Origin of the sequence: Luteibacter jiangsuensis (assembly GCF_030812295.1) — a bacterium.
Taxonomy (GTDB): domain Bacteria; phylum Pseudomonadota; class Gammaproteobacteria; order Xanthomonadales; family Rhodanobacteraceae; genus Luteibacter; species Luteibacter jiangsuensis_A.
The window spans coordinates 317,979-334,079 of the sequence record NZ_JAUSSK010000004.1 but is presented as its reverse complement, the minus strand read 5'-3'; the positions used below and the strand labels follow the sequence as shown (position 1 = coordinate 334,079).

The window sequence follows — 16,101 nt, the reverse complement described above, 5'->3', positions numbered from 1 at the left end:
ACGAGGATTTGCGTTGTTTGCCGAATTTGCGCGCAACAGGCGACGCATGCCGGTGTCCGGTGTCTGGCACCATGCGATGACGTCGCCACGACGGGTGGAAGGACGCATCGATGATCCTCAAGCGCTTCATCCTTCGACACCGTGCCCTCGTACTCGGTGCCGTGGCCCTGTCCGCCGCGAGCGCCCTGTCCACCATGGCCCTGCTGTCGTATATCAACGAGCTGGCGGCCAACGGCGTGCATGCCGGCCGCGCCACGTCCCTGCTGGAGGGTGCGGGCTGGCTGGTCGCCGTGCTCGCGACAGGCGCGATGTCGCAGTTCATCCTGGCCCGTCTGGGTGGCGATCTCGTCGCGCAACTGCGGATCGACCTCTCGCGGCGTTTCATCGACCTGGAGTACGAGAAGCTGGCCAACGAGAAGCACGCGATCTTCGGTTCGCTCATCGAGGACGTGGCGAGCATCGCGCCGCTGGTGCTCGTCGCACCCTTGTTGGCGTACAACGGGCTGCTCGTCGTGCTCTATGCGAGTTACCTCGCCAGCGTTTCGCCGCCGCTCCTGGGTATCCTCGCCGCCTTTCTCTGCGTCACGGTCGTGGCGTCGCTGGTGCTGGAGCGGTTTCTACGCCGCCGCTTCGACGCCTTGCGCGAAGCGAACGAAAAGGTGTTCGAGTACTTTCGCTACCTCAGCGAAGGAAAGAAGGAACTGGCGCTCAATGCCGCGCGTGCCAGGCATGTCGCCGATGAGCTCATCCGCCCGGCCATCCACCGTTCCCGTCGCTTGATGATCCAGGTGCACACGGGTCTTGGTTTCAATGAGGCGTGGTCGTCGGCGGTGATCTACGCATCGGTCTTCGTCATCGTCTATGTCGGTTACGCGAGCCTGGCATTGCCTCAGGCGACGATCATGCGCTTCGTGATCGGCGCACTGTTCCTCAGTGGCCCGGTCGCGTTCATCGTGAGCGCGGCACGGCAGGTGGGCGTCGGCACCGCCAGCTTGCGACACCTCCAGCGTGTCGGCCTGGATCTTGGTGGTGAGGTCGATCCACCCGCACACGGGGCGGACCCGGGAATCGGCGACGAATGGCGCAGCATCGCGCTCAGGGGCGTCAGCTACGCCTATGCGGGCGATGAGGATGGACGAATAGCACTCGGCCCGGTCGACATGGAAATCCGGCGCGGCGAACTCCTCTTCATCGTCGGAGGCAATGGCAGCGGCAAATCGACCTTGTTGCTCCTGCTCGCCTCGCTGCTCACGCCACGCACAGGCGAACTCGTCGTCGACGGCGTGCCGTTAGAGCTGGACAGACAGCGGCATCGTGAGCGTTTCACGGGCGTGTTCGGCGATTTCTTCCTCTTTCCGCATGTCCTCGACGTGGCGGGACATCCCCTACCCGACGAACGTATCCGGGCGCTGCTGGTATCGCTGGGCCTGGGCTCGCAGGTCCAGGTGACGCAGGGGGAATTGTCGAAGCTCACCCTTTCCACCGGGCAGCGAAAGCGCCTGGCGCTCTTGCAGTGCTATGCGGAAGACCGCGATATCTTCTTCTTCGACGAGTGGGCCGCCGATCAGGACGCGCACTTCCGCGACTATTTCTATCGCATGCTACTGCCGGAACTGAAAGCACGGGGCAAGACAGTCGTGGCGATCACTCACGACGACCGTTATTTCTCGCTGGCCGATCGCGTGGTGAAGCTCGAAGCCGGGCGCATCGTTTCCGATACCCGCCGCAGAGATGGCGGCGCGGCGTATGCCGCGCGCGACCCCGCAGCGGGGCATCGCGTAAGCTAGAAACGACAGGGCCACCACGCAGATGCATGGTGGCCCTGCATGACCTTCGCCTTTACTTCCGCAGGTCGAACCGGTCGAGGTTCATCACCTTGGTCCAGGCGGCCACGAAGTCGCCGACGAACTTCTCCTGCGCGTCCGCGCTGCCGTAGACCTCGGCTAGCGCGCGCAGGATGGAGTTCGATCCGAAGACCAGGTCCACACGGCTGCCGATCCACTTCAACTTGCCCGTGCCGCGCTCGCTGCCTTCGAACGATTCCCTGGCGGGGGAGGTCGGCTTCCACACCGTGCTCATGTCGAGCAGGTTGCGGAAGAAATCGTTGGTCAGCGTACCCGGTCGGTCGGTGAAGACGCCTTGCTTGCTGCCCTCGACATTCGCGCCGAGCACACGCAGGCCGCCGACGAGCACCGTCATTTCCGGTGCGGTCAGGGTCAGCAACTGCGCCTTGTCGATCAGCAACGCTTCGGCTGGCACGCTGTAACGACTCTTGACGTAGTTGCGGAAACCATCGGCAACGGGCTCCAACGGCTCGAAGGAGGCAACGTCGGTCTGCTCCTGCGAAGCATCGGTGCGACCCGGCGCGAAGGGCACGGTGACGGCATGGCCGGCATCTTTCGCCGCTTTCTCGACGGCCGCGCTGCCCGCCAGCACGATCAGGTCGGCCAGGGAGATCTTCTTGCCGGCCTGCGCGCCATTGAATTCGGCACGGATGCCCTCCAGACGGTCGAGCACCTTCGCCAGCTGCGCAGGCTGGTTGACCTTCCAGTCCTTTTGCGGCGCGAGACGGATGCGTGCGCCGTTGGCTCCGCCGCGTTTGTCGCCACCACGGAACGTGGAGGCGGAGGCCCATGCGGTCGAGACCAGTTCCGACACGGTGAGGCCGGAGGCCAGCACCTTCTCCTTGAGTTGTTTGATGTCGTTCTCGTCGACCAACGGGTGGTCGACCTTCGGCACCGGGTCCTGCCAGATCAGTTCCTCGGCGGGCACCTCGGGACCGAGGTAGCGCGAGCGCGGCCCCATGTCGCGATGGGTCAGCTTGAACCAGGCGCGCGCGAACGCGTCCGCTAATGCTTCCGGATGCTCGAGGAAGTGGCGGGAGATCTTCTCGTAGGCGGGGTCGAGGCGGAGCGAAAGATCGGTCGTCAGCATCGTGGGCTTGCGGTTGGGGCCGCCATGCGCATCGGGGATGACATCGCCGCTGTCCTTCGCCACCCATTGGTGCGCGCCGGCCGGGCTCTTCGTCAGCTCCCACTCGTGCTTGAAGAGATTTTCGAAGAAGAGATTGCTCCACTTCGTCGGCGTCTGCGTCCAGGTCACTTCCAGGCCGCTGGTGATGGCGTCGCGACCGACGCCACTGCCATGGCTGTTCTTCCACCCCAGCCCCTGCTGTTCGAGGTCGCCCGCCTCGGGTTCGGCCGCGACGTTGGCGGCGTCGGCCGCGCCGTGGGTCTTGCCGAAGGAATGGCCGCCTGCGATCAGGGCGACGGTTTCTTCGTCGTTCATCGCCATGCGCGCGAAGGTCTCACGGATATCGTGCGCCGCGGCGATCGGGTCCGGCTTGCCTTCAGGGCCTTCCGGATTGACGTAGATGAGACCCATCTGGACAGCCGCGAGCGGGTTCTCCAGGTTGCGTCCGCCTTCGGTGCGGTCTTCTTCCTCGCCGTGCAGCTCGGGATCGGCGACCAGCACGCCTTCGCTCTTCGGCGTGACCTTGCCATAGCGGTTATCGCCACCGAGCCATTCGGTCTCGTTACCCCAATACACGTCCTGGTCGGGTTCCCACGTGTCCTCGCGTCCGCCGGCGAAACCGAACGTCTTGAAGCCCATGGTCTCCAGGGCGACGTTGCCGGTGAGAATCATGAGATCGGCCCAGGAGATGCTGCTGCCGTACTTCTGCTTGATCGGCCAGAGCAGGCGGCGCGCCTTGTCGAGGCTGACGTTATCGGGCCAGCTGTTCAGCGGAGCGAAGCGCTGCTGGCCCCGGCCACCGCCGCCACGTCCATCGCCGATGCGGTAGGTGCCCGCGCTGTGCCACGCCATGCGGATGAACAGCGGGCCGTAGTGGCCGAAATCGGCCGGCCACCAGTCCTGTGAGTCGGTCATGAGGTCGGCGAGGTCTTTCTTCAGCGCCGCGAGGTCGAGCTTCTTGAACGCCTCGGCATAGTCGAAGTCCGGCGCCAGGGGGTTCGAGCGGGACGAATGCTGGTTAAGGAGGTCGACCCTCAGGCGCTTCGGCCACCAGTCGTTATTGGTCGTGCCGCCGCCGGCGGTGTGATTGAAAGGGCATTTCGCTTCGCTCGACATCAGGAGGTCTCCTCTGGCTTGCCGGAACGAAGGATCGAGCGCCGGCGACTCGTGGTGTACCTAGTGCCTGGATCATGGCCCGATTGCGAGCATTGCAGAAATTGATTGATCTTATGATGACAAGAGGCTGCGCCTATCGAGAATTAGCGCAACTCCTGCAATCGGATCAGGTTTCCTGCCCTTTTTCCCAGAAGCTTACAAGCGTTGCGCACACCTTAAGCACTTCCCAAGAAGTTCATGAATGGTGCGGGTCCGCAGGCGCGGCCTGCGTTGCGCCGGGGTTGAATCTTATAACGGCGATAGCCCGCCCGCCGGGGAATAAACCGACATCGACCCGCGTCTACCCCCATGGATTCATTTGGGCAGACGCTGGAATGCAAGATATAGATGAGGCCGAATTGCGACCCTTGCTCTTGCGATTACGGAGCTTCGCCCTCGGATTGGCGCGAGACATGCACGTTGCCGACGACCTCGTGCAGTCGTGCATCGAGCAAGCGATCGTGAAGTGGTCGAGCCGTCGCGTGGATGGAAACCTTTACGGATGGCTGTGCGCGATTCTCTACCGCCAGTTCCTCGATGGGCGTCGCGCGAGCGCGCGATTCAACCGATGGATGGATATCCTTCGCGGCGACGATGTCGACATGGCGCCGTCCGCTGAAGAAACCTGGGAGCACCGTTCGTCTATCGAGCGACTCGACGACCTGTCGGCGGAACAACGGGCGGTGCTTCTGTTGGTCTCCGTCGAAGGCATGACCTACCAGGACATCGCCGAGTCGCTGGGCGTCCCCATCGGTACCGTCATGTCGCGTCTTTCCCGGGCACGCAAGGCATTCCGTCAGGCCATGGATGCAACCAAGAAACCTACCAAGTTCAGGATAGTACGATGAACCAGCGGATCCCTCCGAGTGAAGAAGAACTCCACGCCTATGTCGACGGTGAGCTGGATACGTCTCGCCACGCCGAGATCGAGGCCTATCTGCAGCGCCATCCGGCAGTTCTCGAGCGCGTGCTCGAGTGGCGCCATACCGCACACCTGCTTCGGTCGGATCTTTTACATACGGTGGCGAGTCGCCCCAATCCTCGACTGGATGTGAGCCAGGTGCGCCGGCGATTGATCCTTCGCGCGCGCGTACGCATGGTTGCCGCCGCGATCCTTGTGGTCGGTGTCGCTGGTGGCGTGGCCGGTGGGTGGCAGTTGGGACGCGAGAGGGCAGCGGTCGCGCCCATGGCGGATGCGGTGGAGGCATACCGCGTATTCGCCGCCGATGCGAATCGCCCCGTCGAAATCGGAGCCGACAACGAAGCCACGCTACAAAAGTGGCTATCCAAGCGACTGGGACGTTCGATCACGTTCCCGGATCTGCATGGAGAGGGTTTCAACCTCCTGGGTGGCCGTTTGCTCGCGACAGCGGAAGGACCGGCTGCGCTGATCTTCTATCAGGACAAGTCCGGGCAACGCGTGAGCCTGTACATCCGTCAGAGCAATCGTTTCGATCGCGGAACACGGGGAAGTCGCAACGAGGACGGGCTCCTTACGCACTACTGGTACGAAGGCGGGTATGGTTTCGCTGTCGTCAGCCGGGCCGATGATCCTCGTGCTGCCGCTATCAACGCCGCCATGCGTAGTGCTGGCTGACAAGACACGGATTCGTCGCCCTTAGGGGAGGCGAACCCGCAAGGAATAAAGCGGCGGACGACGCCGTCTATCTACGAGCGATAACGACGCAACACGGACCCGGCACGCCGCCGCGGTCGGCGTTCGTCGATTCCGCGCTCGCTGCTCACGCTAGATCCCTATCTCACTGTCGCTTGCATGTTGGGTCCGACCCGGCAGGGAGTCCTCTTGCCCGCTTTCGGCGAAGGGCTTCATCGAGGTTGTTCACACGACACCACTGGCGGAGCGCCAGCGGCGGCATGCACCTAACCTTTGGAATGGACATGAATCGAATCTGCTTCACTGTTTGGAACGCTTCACTCGATGCACGGGTTGTCGCAAATGAAATTGCGCCGTCGCCTGCGAAGAAGGCCCTCGGACTCGCGACATCACTTGCGGTGGCCGCGATGCTTCTCGCCTCCCCGCTCGCAGCCAGCGCACAATCCACGACACCATCCTCAGGCCTGCTCCAGACAAACGGCGCCAGCGACGGTAGTGACGGTGTCATCGTGACCGGTTTGACCGGCGTGGCGATCGGCGCGAAGGCCAGTGCGACCGGAGACAGTGGCGTCGCCATCGGTGGCCGCGCGGTCGACGCCAACGGAAATCCTCTCGTCACCGATGCCAACGGCGACCCCGCGCCGGGCGCCAGTGCTTCGGGAACGGGTGCGACGGCCATCGGTGCGAGTGCGAACGCGGTGGGCCAGTCTTCCACCGCGCTCGGCATAGGCAGTGCCGCGACAGGCGACGCGGCGACCGCTCTGGGTGGTGCCGCCACCGCCAACGGCGCCCGATCGCTGGCGGCGGGATTCCACGCCAGCGTTACCGCCGACGACGGCCTGGCGCTGGGTTCCGACGCGCAGACAGTCGCGACGAATGGCATCGCGATCGGCAGTGGCGCGCAAGCCGGTGTGCCCTTTTCGGGTGTCGATGCGACGAATGCCATCGCGCTTGGCTTTCGCAGCGCCGCGATGGGTGCGCAGTCGGTAGCGCTCGGCGCCGCAGCCATCGCCTCGGGCGAGCACTCGGTGGCACTGGGCACGGACAGCTTTGCGGACCGCGACGCCAGCGTCTCCGTGGGCAACGCTATCTTCGGTCTCAAGCGGCAGATCACCAACGTGGCCGATGGTACCGACGACACCGATGCGGCTACGGTGGGTCAGGTCAGGCAGGTGTTCGCCACCGGCGTTCAGCAGGCCGCGGGTTTTGCTTCGTTCCTCGGAGGTGGCTCCATCGTGGGTATGGATGGTGTCGTACAGCCGCCGTCTTACCTGATTCAGGGGAATACGTATCATGACGTCGGTTCGGCCCTGAGCACTTTGGATGGTGCGGTCTCGCATGCCCTCGACGGCGTCCGGACATTGCAAGGACAGGGTGGTAGCGGAGCCATCGCCGTCGATGGCGCGGCGGGTGGTCGCCAGGCATCGGTTCCGGTGGGATCCGGCGGCGTCGCGGTCGGCAGTGACAGCGTCGTGAGCGCCGCCAGCTCGGTCGCGCTGGGGCAGGGATCCGTTGCTGATCGCGCGAACACCGTTTCGGTGGGAACGGTCTCGAATACACGTCAGATCACCAGCGTGGGCGCCGGTGCGCTCGCCACCGATGCCGCCAATACGGGACAGGTGGACCAGGCCCTGGCGACGGCGCGCAGCTACGCGGACGCAGGGGACCAAAATACCCTGGACCAGGCACGCAGCTACACGGACAGCAAGCTGGGCAATCTGGTGAGCCGTGGAGACTTCGACAACTACCGTCGCCAGGTCTCCGACCAGTTCCAGCAAGTCAACAAGCGGCTTGATCAGGTGGGTGCGATGGGTACGGCCATGGCGCAAATGGCATTCAGCACGCAGGGAGTGGCCGACGAGAACCGGTTGGGTTTCGGAGCAGGTGCCTACGGTGGGCGATCCGCCTTCGCCGTGGGCTATTCGCGGCAGCTTACCCGTCATGCCAACGTGACCTTCGGAGGTGCCGTCAGCGGAAGCGAAACCTCCGCCGGCGTGGGTGTCGGCATGGGTTGGTAATGCACGCTCCCTGGAATAAGCAGCGATTTCTTCGCGTCTAGATGATGAGGCTGCGATGCCATGCGTCGCGTCGCCTCGCAGCCCCCCCCACCACTTATATTGGAGTCTCCATGTTCAGCACGAACATCCGGAAGGCCGTTCTCGGCCTCTCGCTGATCGCACTTTTCGTTTCCTCGGCTCAGGCGGTCGATGACTTGCCCACCGACCCCGCCGGTCGGGCCACGCTTCTTCGCCTGCTTGCCGACAGCAAAATGTCGATCGCAAGCAACGACCTCCCTCCCATCGTGCGCATCGTGTCTCCGCTTGCCGATTCCGCCGTAGCCGGCGGAATCTCGTCGACGCAGGCGGGTAGCTTCAGCGGCACGAATCTTCTGCTCAATCTCGAGGTGATCACGCGCGACAGCGTGCCTCTCGTGGTGCGTGAGGCCACGGAAGCGGCTCCCGTGTTCGGTATCCGTCACGTCGACCGGCTGCTCAAGGGCCAGTCCAATCCCGACGCGCCGGGCCTGTATGTGTTCTTCGATCAGCCCCTGATCATGCCCGATGGCACCGTCATGCCGGCATTCACCAATTTCGCGTCGGCATTCAACGTGGCGGGCACCGACGATACGCCGGGAGGCGGGCGCACCACGTGGCTTGGCTGGCACGTGCTCGAATCCCTGCCGGCGACGGCGCAGAACGTCACCATCACCGTCGCTGTCGTTGATGCGGCTGGCCGTGTCGCCACGGACCAGGTCCGCGTGCCGGTGACGCGGACCGCGCCCTCGGGACAGGATCTGACGCCTCCGGCCGAGTCGTTCCCCGGTCCGGCTGGCACGACGTCCGATGGCCAGGGGCCGGAGGTATCGATGATCGCGCCACGAGTGCCGACCTCGATCGCGGTGGGTCCAACCGACAATAGCCTCACGGCAAGCAATGGATCGCTATTCTTCATCCAGGTGTCCAGCCTCGATCGCAACCATAACGGTATCGCGATCAGCGAAACCGGGCAGACGTCGGCAGGACAGCCACTCAACGCGGCTATTCCGGTTGGCCTGATACTGGATCCGTCCGCCATTCCCACACCAGGCAAGGCGGGCGGTCCCAATCGCAACTTTCCGGGGTTGACGCTGACCTTCGACGTGCCGCTGCGTCAGCCGAATGGGAATATCGTGCCCGCCGGCACCAACCTGGCGGGACTTTTCGACGTCGCCGGTAGCGAAGTCGACGCGAGCGGAGCGGTTCGCGTCACGGCCGACTGGGTCGTGGGCGGTTCACTGATGCTTACGGACGGGAAGAAGAACGTCACGGTCACTGCAAGCGTCACCGACAACAAGGGCCACACTGGCAGCTCGACCAATGTGCTATCCGTGAGTTCCACGGTGAGTGGTCAGGCTCTTACGCTGGACCCGAAATAGGCGAAGCCAGGGAACGAAGAGCACCGCGCATGAGGTGCTCTTCGTTCTATCGAATTCAGTTCGGCCTGTTGACGCTGTCGCCGTGGCGCGCTTTCATCGAGATCTTTGCCCGAGGATGCCCTCCCGATGCCCCAGCGCATGCGCCGTCTCCTGGCCGGCATGGCCACCGTTCTTGTCACCGGCATGGCCATGGCCACTCCTCACGCGGGTTCGCCGTGGTGGAAACACTCGTTGATCCTCGAGATCTACCCACGCAGCTACGGTGACAGCAACGGCGACGGTGTCGGCGACCTCAACGGCATCACGGCCCATCTCGACGACGTCCGCGCGCTGGGCGCCGATGCGATCTGGATCGCGCCGATGTATCCCTCGCCCCAGGTCGATTTCGGCTACGACATCTCCGATTACCGGGCCGTGGATGCACAGTACGGCAACCTCGCGGATTTCGACCGGCTGCTGGCCGAGGCGAAGAAGCGCCACGTCCATGTGATCCTCGACATGGTGCTGAACCATACCTCCGACAAGCATGCCTGGTTCGTGGAGTCGGCCAGCTCGCGCCAGAACGCGAAGGCCGACTGGTATGTCTGGAACGATGGCATGGACGCGAACGCACCGGGCGTGACCGCGTTCCAGAAGCGTTTCGTCCATGACGGCAAGGTGCCGCCGAACAACTGGGAGTCCGTCTTCGGCGGTTCGGCGTGGGAGTGGGTGCCGGCACGCAGGCAGTTCTATTACCACCGCTTCTATCGGCAGCAGCCGGACCTGAACTGGCGTAATCCCGCCGTGGAAGCCGCGATGTTCGACGCGATGCGCTTCTGGCTCGATCGCGGCGTTGCCGGCTTTCGGCTCGATGCGATCTCCACCTTGTTCGAGGATACGCGGTTGCGTAACGACCCCGAGCGGGGCGGTACCAACGCGCAGGGCGATCCGAACCTGCACAACCAGTACAGCGACAACCTGCCGGAAGTGCACGACGTCATGCGGCGCATGCGAAAGATGGTGGATGGCTACGCGGGCGATCGCGTTCTCATCGGCGAAACCTATACACCCGAGACCAGCGATCTCCTGCCCTGGTACGGCGGTGAACACAAGGACGAACTGCACCTGCCGATGGACATGATCCCCGGCTTCGGCTGGCAGGCGAAGTTCGATGCGGGCTGGTTCCGCGAACACCTGCAGGCCGCGCAGACCGACTTGCTCGGCGAACCGCCGCTGCTGGTCTTCGACAACCATGACAATCCGCGTTCCATCGACCGGTTCGGCGATGGCCGCGACGACGTCGCACGCGCGCGGATCATCGCCGCCCTGCTGCTGACGAACCGGGGCGTGGCGCTCACGTACTATGGCGCCCCCATCGGCATGACCACGAGCACGCCCGCGCGCAAGGAAGACGTGCGCGATCCCATCGGGATCACCGGATGGCCGAAGGAAAAAGGGCGCGATGGCGAACGCACCCCGATGCAGTGGACGGCCGGGCCGCAAGCAGGCTTCTCCACGAACCCGACGACGTGGCTGCCGGTGGCCGCCAATTACCGCACCGTCAACGTCGCCAGCGAAATGGCCGATCCCTCGTCCCTCCTGCAGTGGTATCGCAAGCTGGCCGCCTTGCGCCGGGACAATCCCGCGTTGCGGGACGGCGCGATGACTTTCGTCGACACGAAGAACCCGGATGTGCTCGCCTATGTACGTGAAGGCAAGGAACCGGTGCTGGTCGCCATGAATTTCAGCGGTGAGCCAAGGCCGCTGACATCCGGTGTCAAGGGCCACGGCCTGCGTACGCTGGCCGCCAGCGACGCCTCCCTGGGCCGGTCGCACACGCTCGATGGAACGATCCTGCCGCCGTACTCCGTCTGGGTGATTTCTTTCGAGCGATAAGCACCTATAGTCGCGCGATCACTCCCCGGACGTCCCCATGAGCGCCATCATCGATACCGACATGACCGACCGCCGGCCGCTGGGCCGTGGCGATGCCAAGACGTTGATCCTGTCCGCGCTCGGTGGCGCGCTCGAGTTCTACGACTTCGTGATCTTCGCGTACTTCGCCAAGACGCTAGGGCATCTGTTCTTCCCGCCGGGAACCTCCGACTGGGTGGCACAGTTGCAGGCCTTCAGCATCTTCGCCGTGGGCTATCTCGCGCGGCCGCTCGGTGGCATGGTGATGGCGCATTTCGGCGACCGGGTCGGCCGCAAGCGTATGTTCACGCTCAGCGTGTTCCTGATGGCGGTGCCGACCTTGTGCATCGGTTTCCTGCCCACGTACGCGACGATCGGGGTACTGGCGCCCGTGCTGCTGACGCTGTTGCGCGTGGTGCAGGGCATCGCCATCGGCGGCGAGGTGCCGGGCGCCTGGGTCTTCGTTGCCGAGCACGTGCCGCGGCACCGGGTCGGCCTGGCGTGCGCGAGCCTGAGTTCCGGCCTCACCTTCGGCATCCTCATCGGTTCGCTGGTCGCCGCCGCCATGAGCGCCCGCATGTCCGAGGCGGCGATGCTCGACCATGGCTGGCGCATCGCGTTCCTTCTTGGCGGCGTGTTCGGGTTCTTCGCGGTGTACCTGCGACGCTGGCTCAGCGAGACGCCGGTGTTCGCGCGCATGCGCGAGCGCAAGGAACTGACGACGGAGTTGCCCGCGTGGGTCGTGCTGCGCGATCACCTGCCGGGCGTGGCCCTGTCGATGGTCGTCACCTGGGTGCTCACGGCGGCGATCGTCGTGGTGATCCTGATGACGCCGACGCTGATGCAGACGGCCTTCCATGTGGAGCCTGCCCGGGCCTTCACCGGGGGCAGCCTCGCGGCGTTTTCCCTGTGCGTCGGCTGCGTGCTCGGTGGCCTGCTGGTGGACTGGCAGGGCAAGGCGCGTGCGATGCTGGTGGCTTCGGTGGGGCTGGCCGCCAGCACCTATGCCTTGTACCTCGACCTGAGGAGCGGCGGCACCCACCTGCTTGCGCTGTATTCGCTGGCCGGGTTGTTCGCCGGCGTGGCGGGCATCGTGCCATCGGTGCTGGTCGCCGCCTTTCCGCCGGCCATTCGTTTTTCGGGTATCTCCCTGTCCTATAACGTGGCTTACGCCATTTGCGGCGCGGCCACCCCGGTACTGGTGGGCTACCTGGCGAAGACCGCGGGCGGACTGGGGCCTGCGCACTATGTCGGCCTCGTGGCCCTGGTCGGCGTCGCCAGCTCCCTGTACATGATGCGGAAAGGGCAGGGCGTGGCCTCGGGCTGAGCCGCCAGGCCGCTTCTGCGCTTCACGCATTTTTCATGCCCGTGACGAGGGCTGCCCATCGGCCGCCCGGTACAGTTGCGCCGGCATCGCACCTTCGGCATCCTTTTCCCATCGAGGCGTGCCGCCGCGAACATGGGTCGTTCCCCGCGACCCGCCGTCGTCCCCCCTACCCGTCGCTCCAGACCCCATGACTGACGTCATCACCCTAGGCTGGCGCGAACGGCTCGCACTTCCGTCGCTCGGCATCACCGTCCTCAAGGCCAAGCTGGATACGGGCGCGCGCTCGTCGTCGCTGCACGTCGAATGGCTGGAGGTGGACCAGCGGTCCGACGGTATCTGGCTGCGCTTCCAGGTGCGCACCACGCGCAAGGGTGGGGTGTCCGCGCCTTGCGAGGCGAAGGCGACGGGTCAGCGCTCGGTCACCGACTCGGGCGGTCACACCACCATGCGCTGGTTCATCCGCACGGAAGTGGAACTGGCCGACCACCGCTTCATGGCCGACGTCAACCTGACCGACCGGCGGCATATGCTGTTTCCCCTCCTGCTCGGCCGGACCGCCCTCGACGGGCGCTTCCTGGTCGATCCTTCGCTTTCCTACTCGCAGACGCCGCGCCGCGCCGTCCGGGACCCGTCATGAAGATCGCCATCCTGTCGCGCAACGCGCGGCTCTACTCCACCCAGCGGCTGGTGGAGGCTGCGCGCAAGCGCAAGCACACGGTGCGGGTGATCGACCCCCTGCGTTGCTACATGAGCATCGCGCCACAATCCTTCGCCATCCACTTCAAGGGCAAGCCGCTCGGCCCGGTGGACTGCGTCATCCCCCGGATAGGGGCCTCCAGCACGTTCTATGGCACGGCGGTGCTGCGCCAGCTGGAACTGATGGGGGTCTTCACCCCGAACCCGTCCGACGCCGTGCTGCGCGCCCGCGACAAGCTGCGCTGCCTGCAATTGCTGGCGGCACGCGGCGTGGACATGCCCTTGACCGCCTTCGGCGACAACCCCGACGACACCGCCGACCTCATGGCGATGCTTGGCGACCCGCCGCATGTCATCAAGCTCAACGAGGGAACCCAGGGCGCTGGCGTGGTCCTGGCCGAGAAGCGCTCGGCGTCGCAGAGCGTCATCGAGGCGTTCCGTGGCCTCTACGCCAATTTCCTGGTCCAGGAGTTCATCCGTGAAGCGAACGGCCAGGACCTGCGCTGCTTCGTGGTCGGCGACCAGGTGGTGGCTTCGATGCAGCGATCGTCGGCGCCGGGCGAGTTCCGCGCGAACCTCCATCGAGGCGGCAGCGCCGCCCAGGTCACGCTGACCGACGACGAGCGCCGGGTGGCGATCGAGGCCGCCTCGGCGCTGGGGTTGGAGGTGGCGGGCGTGGACCTGCTGCGCTCCTCGCGCGGGCCGCTGCTTCTGGAGGTCAATGCATCCCCGGGGCTGGAGGGCATCGAGGGCAGCACCGGTGTGGACGTCGCCGGCGCCATCGTGGCCCATTGCGAGACCCGGCTGGCCGGGCGTCCGGCGGTGCCGAAGGCCCGCCGGCCCAAGGCGCCGAAGGGGTTAACAGCGATTTAAAGGGCGCTCCCCTATAAAGGTCCCACTGTGATTCCGCGACGCGGGGTGACGGTATCGGGGCAGTAGTTCTTTCGGCCCGGGCGGGTTCCCCCGTCCGGGCCTCTCTTTTAGTTCTGTCCGCTTCACGGTTTCCCCGTTAAGCTTGCCGTCGCAATACTCATAAGACTCAAAGCGACCGCACAACGGAGTGCCGCATGCGCGTTCTGGTCATCGAAGACAATACCGACATCGCGACCAACATCGGGGACTACCTCGAGGATCGTGGTCACGTGGTCGATTTCGCCGGCGACGGCGTCACCGGCCTGCATCTGGCCGTGGTGCACGATTTCGACGTCATCGTGCTCGACCTGACCCTTCCGGGGATGGACGGGCTCGATGTCGCCAAGAAGCTGCGCCACGAAGCGCACAAGCAGACGCCCGTCCTCATGCTCACGGCGCGCGATTCGCTGGAGCACAAGCTCACGGGCTTCGAGTCCGGCGCCGACGACTACATGACCAAGCCGTTCGCCCTGCAGGAACTGGCGGCGCGCCTGGAAGTGCTGGCACGGCGCGGCAAGGGCCCGCAGAGCAGGGTGCTCAAGGTCGGCGGCCTCACCTACAACCTCGACACGCTCACGGTGACCCGCGAAGGCAAGTCGATCCAGCTGAACCCCATCGGCCTGAAGTTGTTGCAGGCGCTGATGGAGGCCAGCCCATCCGTGGTGACCCGCCAGGACCTCGAACAGCGCGTCTGGGGCGAGGAACTGCCGGATTCGGATTCGCTTCGCGTACATATCCACGGGCTGCGTGCGGCCATCGACAAACCCTTCGAGAAACCGCTGATCCACACGCGTCACGGTATCGGATACCGCATGGTCGATCCGGATGCGGTCCAGGCGTAAGCTTCGTTTCCGACTGATCGTCACATTCACGCTGTTCGGGTTCGGCCTGAGCGCGCTGTTCGCGTTCGCGGCGATCAACATCCGTGAGCGCGTCGAAGAGCAGCTGATCAACTCGGCCCTCCAGGACGAGGTCGATTCGCTGAACGAGCAGGTGCGCGCGAATCCCAATGAGCGTCCGCAGTTCAACATCGTCAAGGCGTCCACCTTCAGCGATCGCACGATCTACAAGGCGCCGCTGACCTGGCAGTCGCTCGATACCGGCGTGCACGATCTCTACGAGACGGACAAGGACGGCAAGAACCACCATTACAAGGTGGCGGTGCGGCGCGAAGGCGGGATCATCAATTTCCTGCAGTTCGACGTCTCGCGCGACGAACTGGGCAAGCGCCAGCTGATCACCAGCGTGGTCGCGGCCGTTTTCCTGTTCGGCCTGTTTTCGCTGGTGCTGGGCGTGTGGCTGTCGTCGCGCGTCTTGCGGCCGGTGACCGACCTGGCGCGTCGCCTGCGCGACTTCCGCCGCGTGGGCAAGGCCGAGGCCCTGGCCCCGCATTTCGCCGACGACGAGGTGGGCGAGCTCGCCGTGGCGCTCGACGAATACGCCATGCGGTTGACCTCGGTGGTCGAGCGCGACCGCGAATTCAATTCCGACGTGAGCCACGAATTGCGCACGCCGCTCGCGGTCATCGCCAGCACCACGGAACTGTTGCAGGGCTCGCCGGATCTCACCGACAAGCTGCGCGAGCGCCTGAAACGCATCGAGCGCGCCTCGCGCCAGGCCACCGAACTCATCGAAGCCTTGCTGCTGCTGTCGCGTGCGGAGCGCCGCGGGCCGACGCGTGGCGAGACCACGGACGTGGCCAGGGTCGCCGCCGACGTCATCGAAAGCCAGCGTCCGCAGATGGGTGGCAAGCCGATCGAGATCGAACTGATCGCGGACGGGTCGGTCACCGTGAACGCGCCCGCATCGGTGCTCTCCGTGGCCTTGACCAACCTGATCGGCAACGCGATCAAGTACACGATGGAAGGCAAGGTCACCGTGCGTGTCCTCGATGGCCACATCGATGTCATCGATACCGGTCCCGGGATCAAGCCGGAGGATGCCGAAAAGCTCTTCCAGCGTGGCATCCGCGGCGAAAGCGCCACCGGTGGCGGCGCGGGCCTCGGCCTCGCCATCGTTCGCCGCCTTTGCGAACTCTACGACTGGGACGTTTCCCTGCGTCCACGCCCCGAGATGGCCGGCGCGATCTCCACGATCGACTTCCGCTGAGCGCGG

12 protein-coding genes are annotated in these 16,101 nt (G+C 65.0%); 11 read left to right on the top strand and 1 reads right to left on the bottom strand.

Annotation, left to right across the window (positions count from 1 at the left end; all coding sequences use genetic code 11):
* The first annotated feature begins 110 nt into the window (after nucleotides 1-110).
* A complete protein-coding gene (locus tag J2T07_RS15305) occupies nucleotides 111-1,787 on the top strand; it encodes a cyclic peptide export ABC transporter (RefSeq protein ID WP_306850974.1) in 1,677 nt (558 codons plus the stop codon).
* A 52-nt stretch (nucleotides 1,788-1,839) separates the two neighbouring features.
* Here the strand turns inward: J2T07_RS15305 and katG are convergent, their stop codons facing one another.
* Nucleotides 1,840-4,089: a catalase/peroxidase HPI gene (gene katG, locus J2T07_RS15300; RefSeq protein ID WP_306850973.1), complete on the bottom strand. Its 2,250-nt coding sequence runs from the start codon at nucleotides 4,087-4,089 to the stop codon at nucleotides 1,840-1,842.
* A 74-nt stretch (nucleotides 4,090-4,163) separates the two neighbouring features.
* On the opposite strand from katG, the gene J2T07_RS19175 reads away from it, so the two are divergent.
* The 10 genes from J2T07_RS19175 to J2T07_RS15250 all read left to right on the top strand — a co-directional run bounded on the left by J2T07_RS19175 (nucleotide 4,164) and on the right by J2T07_RS15250 (nucleotide 16,095).
* Nucleotides 4,164-4,976: an RNA polymerase sigma factor gene (locus J2T07_RS19175; RefSeq protein ID WP_430539367.1), complete on the top strand. Its 813-nt coding sequence runs from the start codon at nucleotides 4,164-4,166 to the stop codon at nucleotides 4,974-4,976.
* On the top strand, nucleotides 4,973-5,725 hold the full coding sequence (locus tag J2T07_RS15290) for an anti-sigma factor family protein (RefSeq protein WP_306850971.1): 753 nt from the start codon (nucleotides 4,973-4,975) through the stop codon (nucleotides 5,723-5,725). The genes J2T07_RS19175 and J2T07_RS15290 overlap by 4 nt, the downstream gene beginning before the upstream one ends.
* A gap of 527 nt (nucleotides 5,726-6,252) precedes the next feature.
* Complete coding sequence (locus tag J2T07_RS15285; RefSeq protein ID WP_306850970.1) at nucleotides 6,253-7,761, top strand: YadA-like family protein; 1,509 nt, start codon at nucleotides 6,253-6,255, stop codon at nucleotides 7,759-7,761.
* Between the two features lie 110 nt (nucleotides 7,762-7,871).
* Entirely contained in the window at nucleotides 7,872-9,158 is a 1,287-nt protein-coding gene (locus tag J2T07_RS15280; RefSeq protein ID WP_306850969.1) for a hypothetical protein, read from the top strand.
* Between the two features lie 126 nt (nucleotides 9,159-9,284).
* Entirely contained in the window at nucleotides 9,285-11,033 is a 1,749-nt protein-coding gene (locus tag J2T07_RS15275; RefSeq protein ID WP_306850968.1) for a glycoside hydrolase family 13 protein, read from the top strand.
* A gap of 37 nt (nucleotides 11,034-11,070) precedes the next feature.
* Nucleotides 11,071-12,378 carry an MFS transporter gene (locus J2T07_RS15270; RefSeq protein WP_306850967.1) on the top strand — a complete coding sequence of 436 codons (1,308 nt, stop codon included), beginning with the start codon at nucleotides 11,071-11,073 and terminating at the stop codon, nucleotides 12,376-12,378.
* A gap of 187 nt (nucleotides 12,379-12,565) precedes the next feature.
* A complete protein-coding gene (locus J2T07_RS15265; protein ID WP_306850966.1) occupies nucleotides 12,566-13,015 on the top strand; it encodes an ATP-dependent zinc protease family protein in 450 nt (149 codons plus the stop codon).
* On the top strand, nucleotides 13,012-13,947 hold the full coding sequence (gene rimK / locus J2T07_RS15260) for a 30S ribosomal protein S6--L-glutamate ligase (RefSeq protein ID WP_306850965.1): 936 nt from the start codon (nucleotides 13,012-13,014) through the stop codon (nucleotides 13,945-13,947). Before J2T07_RS15265 ends, rimK begins: the two co-directional genes overlap by 4 nt.
* A gap of 194 nt (nucleotides 13,948-14,141) precedes the next feature.
* Entirely contained in the window at nucleotides 14,142-14,828 is a 687-nt protein-coding gene (locus tag J2T07_RS15255; RefSeq protein WP_166699672.1) for a response regulator transcription factor, read from the top strand.
* On the top strand, nucleotides 14,812-16,095 hold the full coding sequence (locus J2T07_RS15250; protein ID WP_306850964.1) for a sensor histidine kinase: 1,284 nt from the start codon (nucleotides 14,812-14,814) through the stop codon (nucleotides 16,093-16,095). Before J2T07_RS15255 ends, J2T07_RS15250 begins: the two co-directional genes overlap by 17 nt.
* Nucleotides 16,096-16,101: the final 6 nt, after the last annotated feature.

Excerpts from the sequence above, each read along its gene's own strand:
- J2T07_RS15265 (WP_306850966.1), top strand. The coding sequence starts at position 12,566 with ATGACTGACGTCATCACCCTAGGCTGGCGCGAACGGCTCGCACTTCCG.
- J2T07_RS15255 (WP_166699672.1), top strand. The coding sequence starts at position 14,142 with ATGCGCGTTCTGGTCATCGAAGACAATACCGACATCGCGACCAACATC.
- katG (WP_306850973.1), bottom strand. The coding sequence starts at position 4,089 with ATGTCGAGCGAAGCGAAATGCCCTTTCAATCACACCGCCGGCGGCGGC.
- J2T07_RS15270 (WP_306850967.1), top strand. The coding sequence starts at position 11,071 with ATGAGCGCCATCATCGATACCGACATGACCGACCGCCGGCCGCTGGGC.
- J2T07_RS15250 (WP_306850964.1), top strand. The coding sequence starts at position 14,812 with ATGCGGTCCAGGCGTAAGCTTCGTTTCCGACTGATCGTCACATTCACG.
- J2T07_RS15305 (WP_306850974.1), top strand. The coding sequence starts at position 111 with ATGATCCTCAAGCGCTTCATCCTTCGACACCGTGCCCTCGTACTCGGT.
- rimK (WP_306850965.1), top strand. The coding sequence starts at position 13,012 with ATGAAGATCGCCATCCTGTCGCGCAACGCGCGGCTCTACTCCACCCAG.
- J2T07_RS15275 (WP_306850968.1), top strand. The coding sequence starts at position 9,285 with ATGCCCCAGCGCATGCGCCGTCTCCTGGCCGGCATGGCCACCGTTCTT.
- J2T07_RS19175 (WP_430539367.1), top strand. The coding sequence starts at position 4,164 with ATGGCCCGATTGCGAGCATTGCAGAAATTGATTGATCTTATGATGACA.
- J2T07_RS15280 (WP_306850969.1), top strand. The coding sequence starts at position 7,872 with ATGTTCAGCACGAACATCCGGAAGGCCGTTCTCGGCCTCTCGCTGATC.
- J2T07_RS15290 (WP_306850971.1), top strand. The coding sequence starts at position 4,973 with ATGAACCAGCGGATCCCTCCGAGTGAAGAAGAACTCCACGCCTATGTC.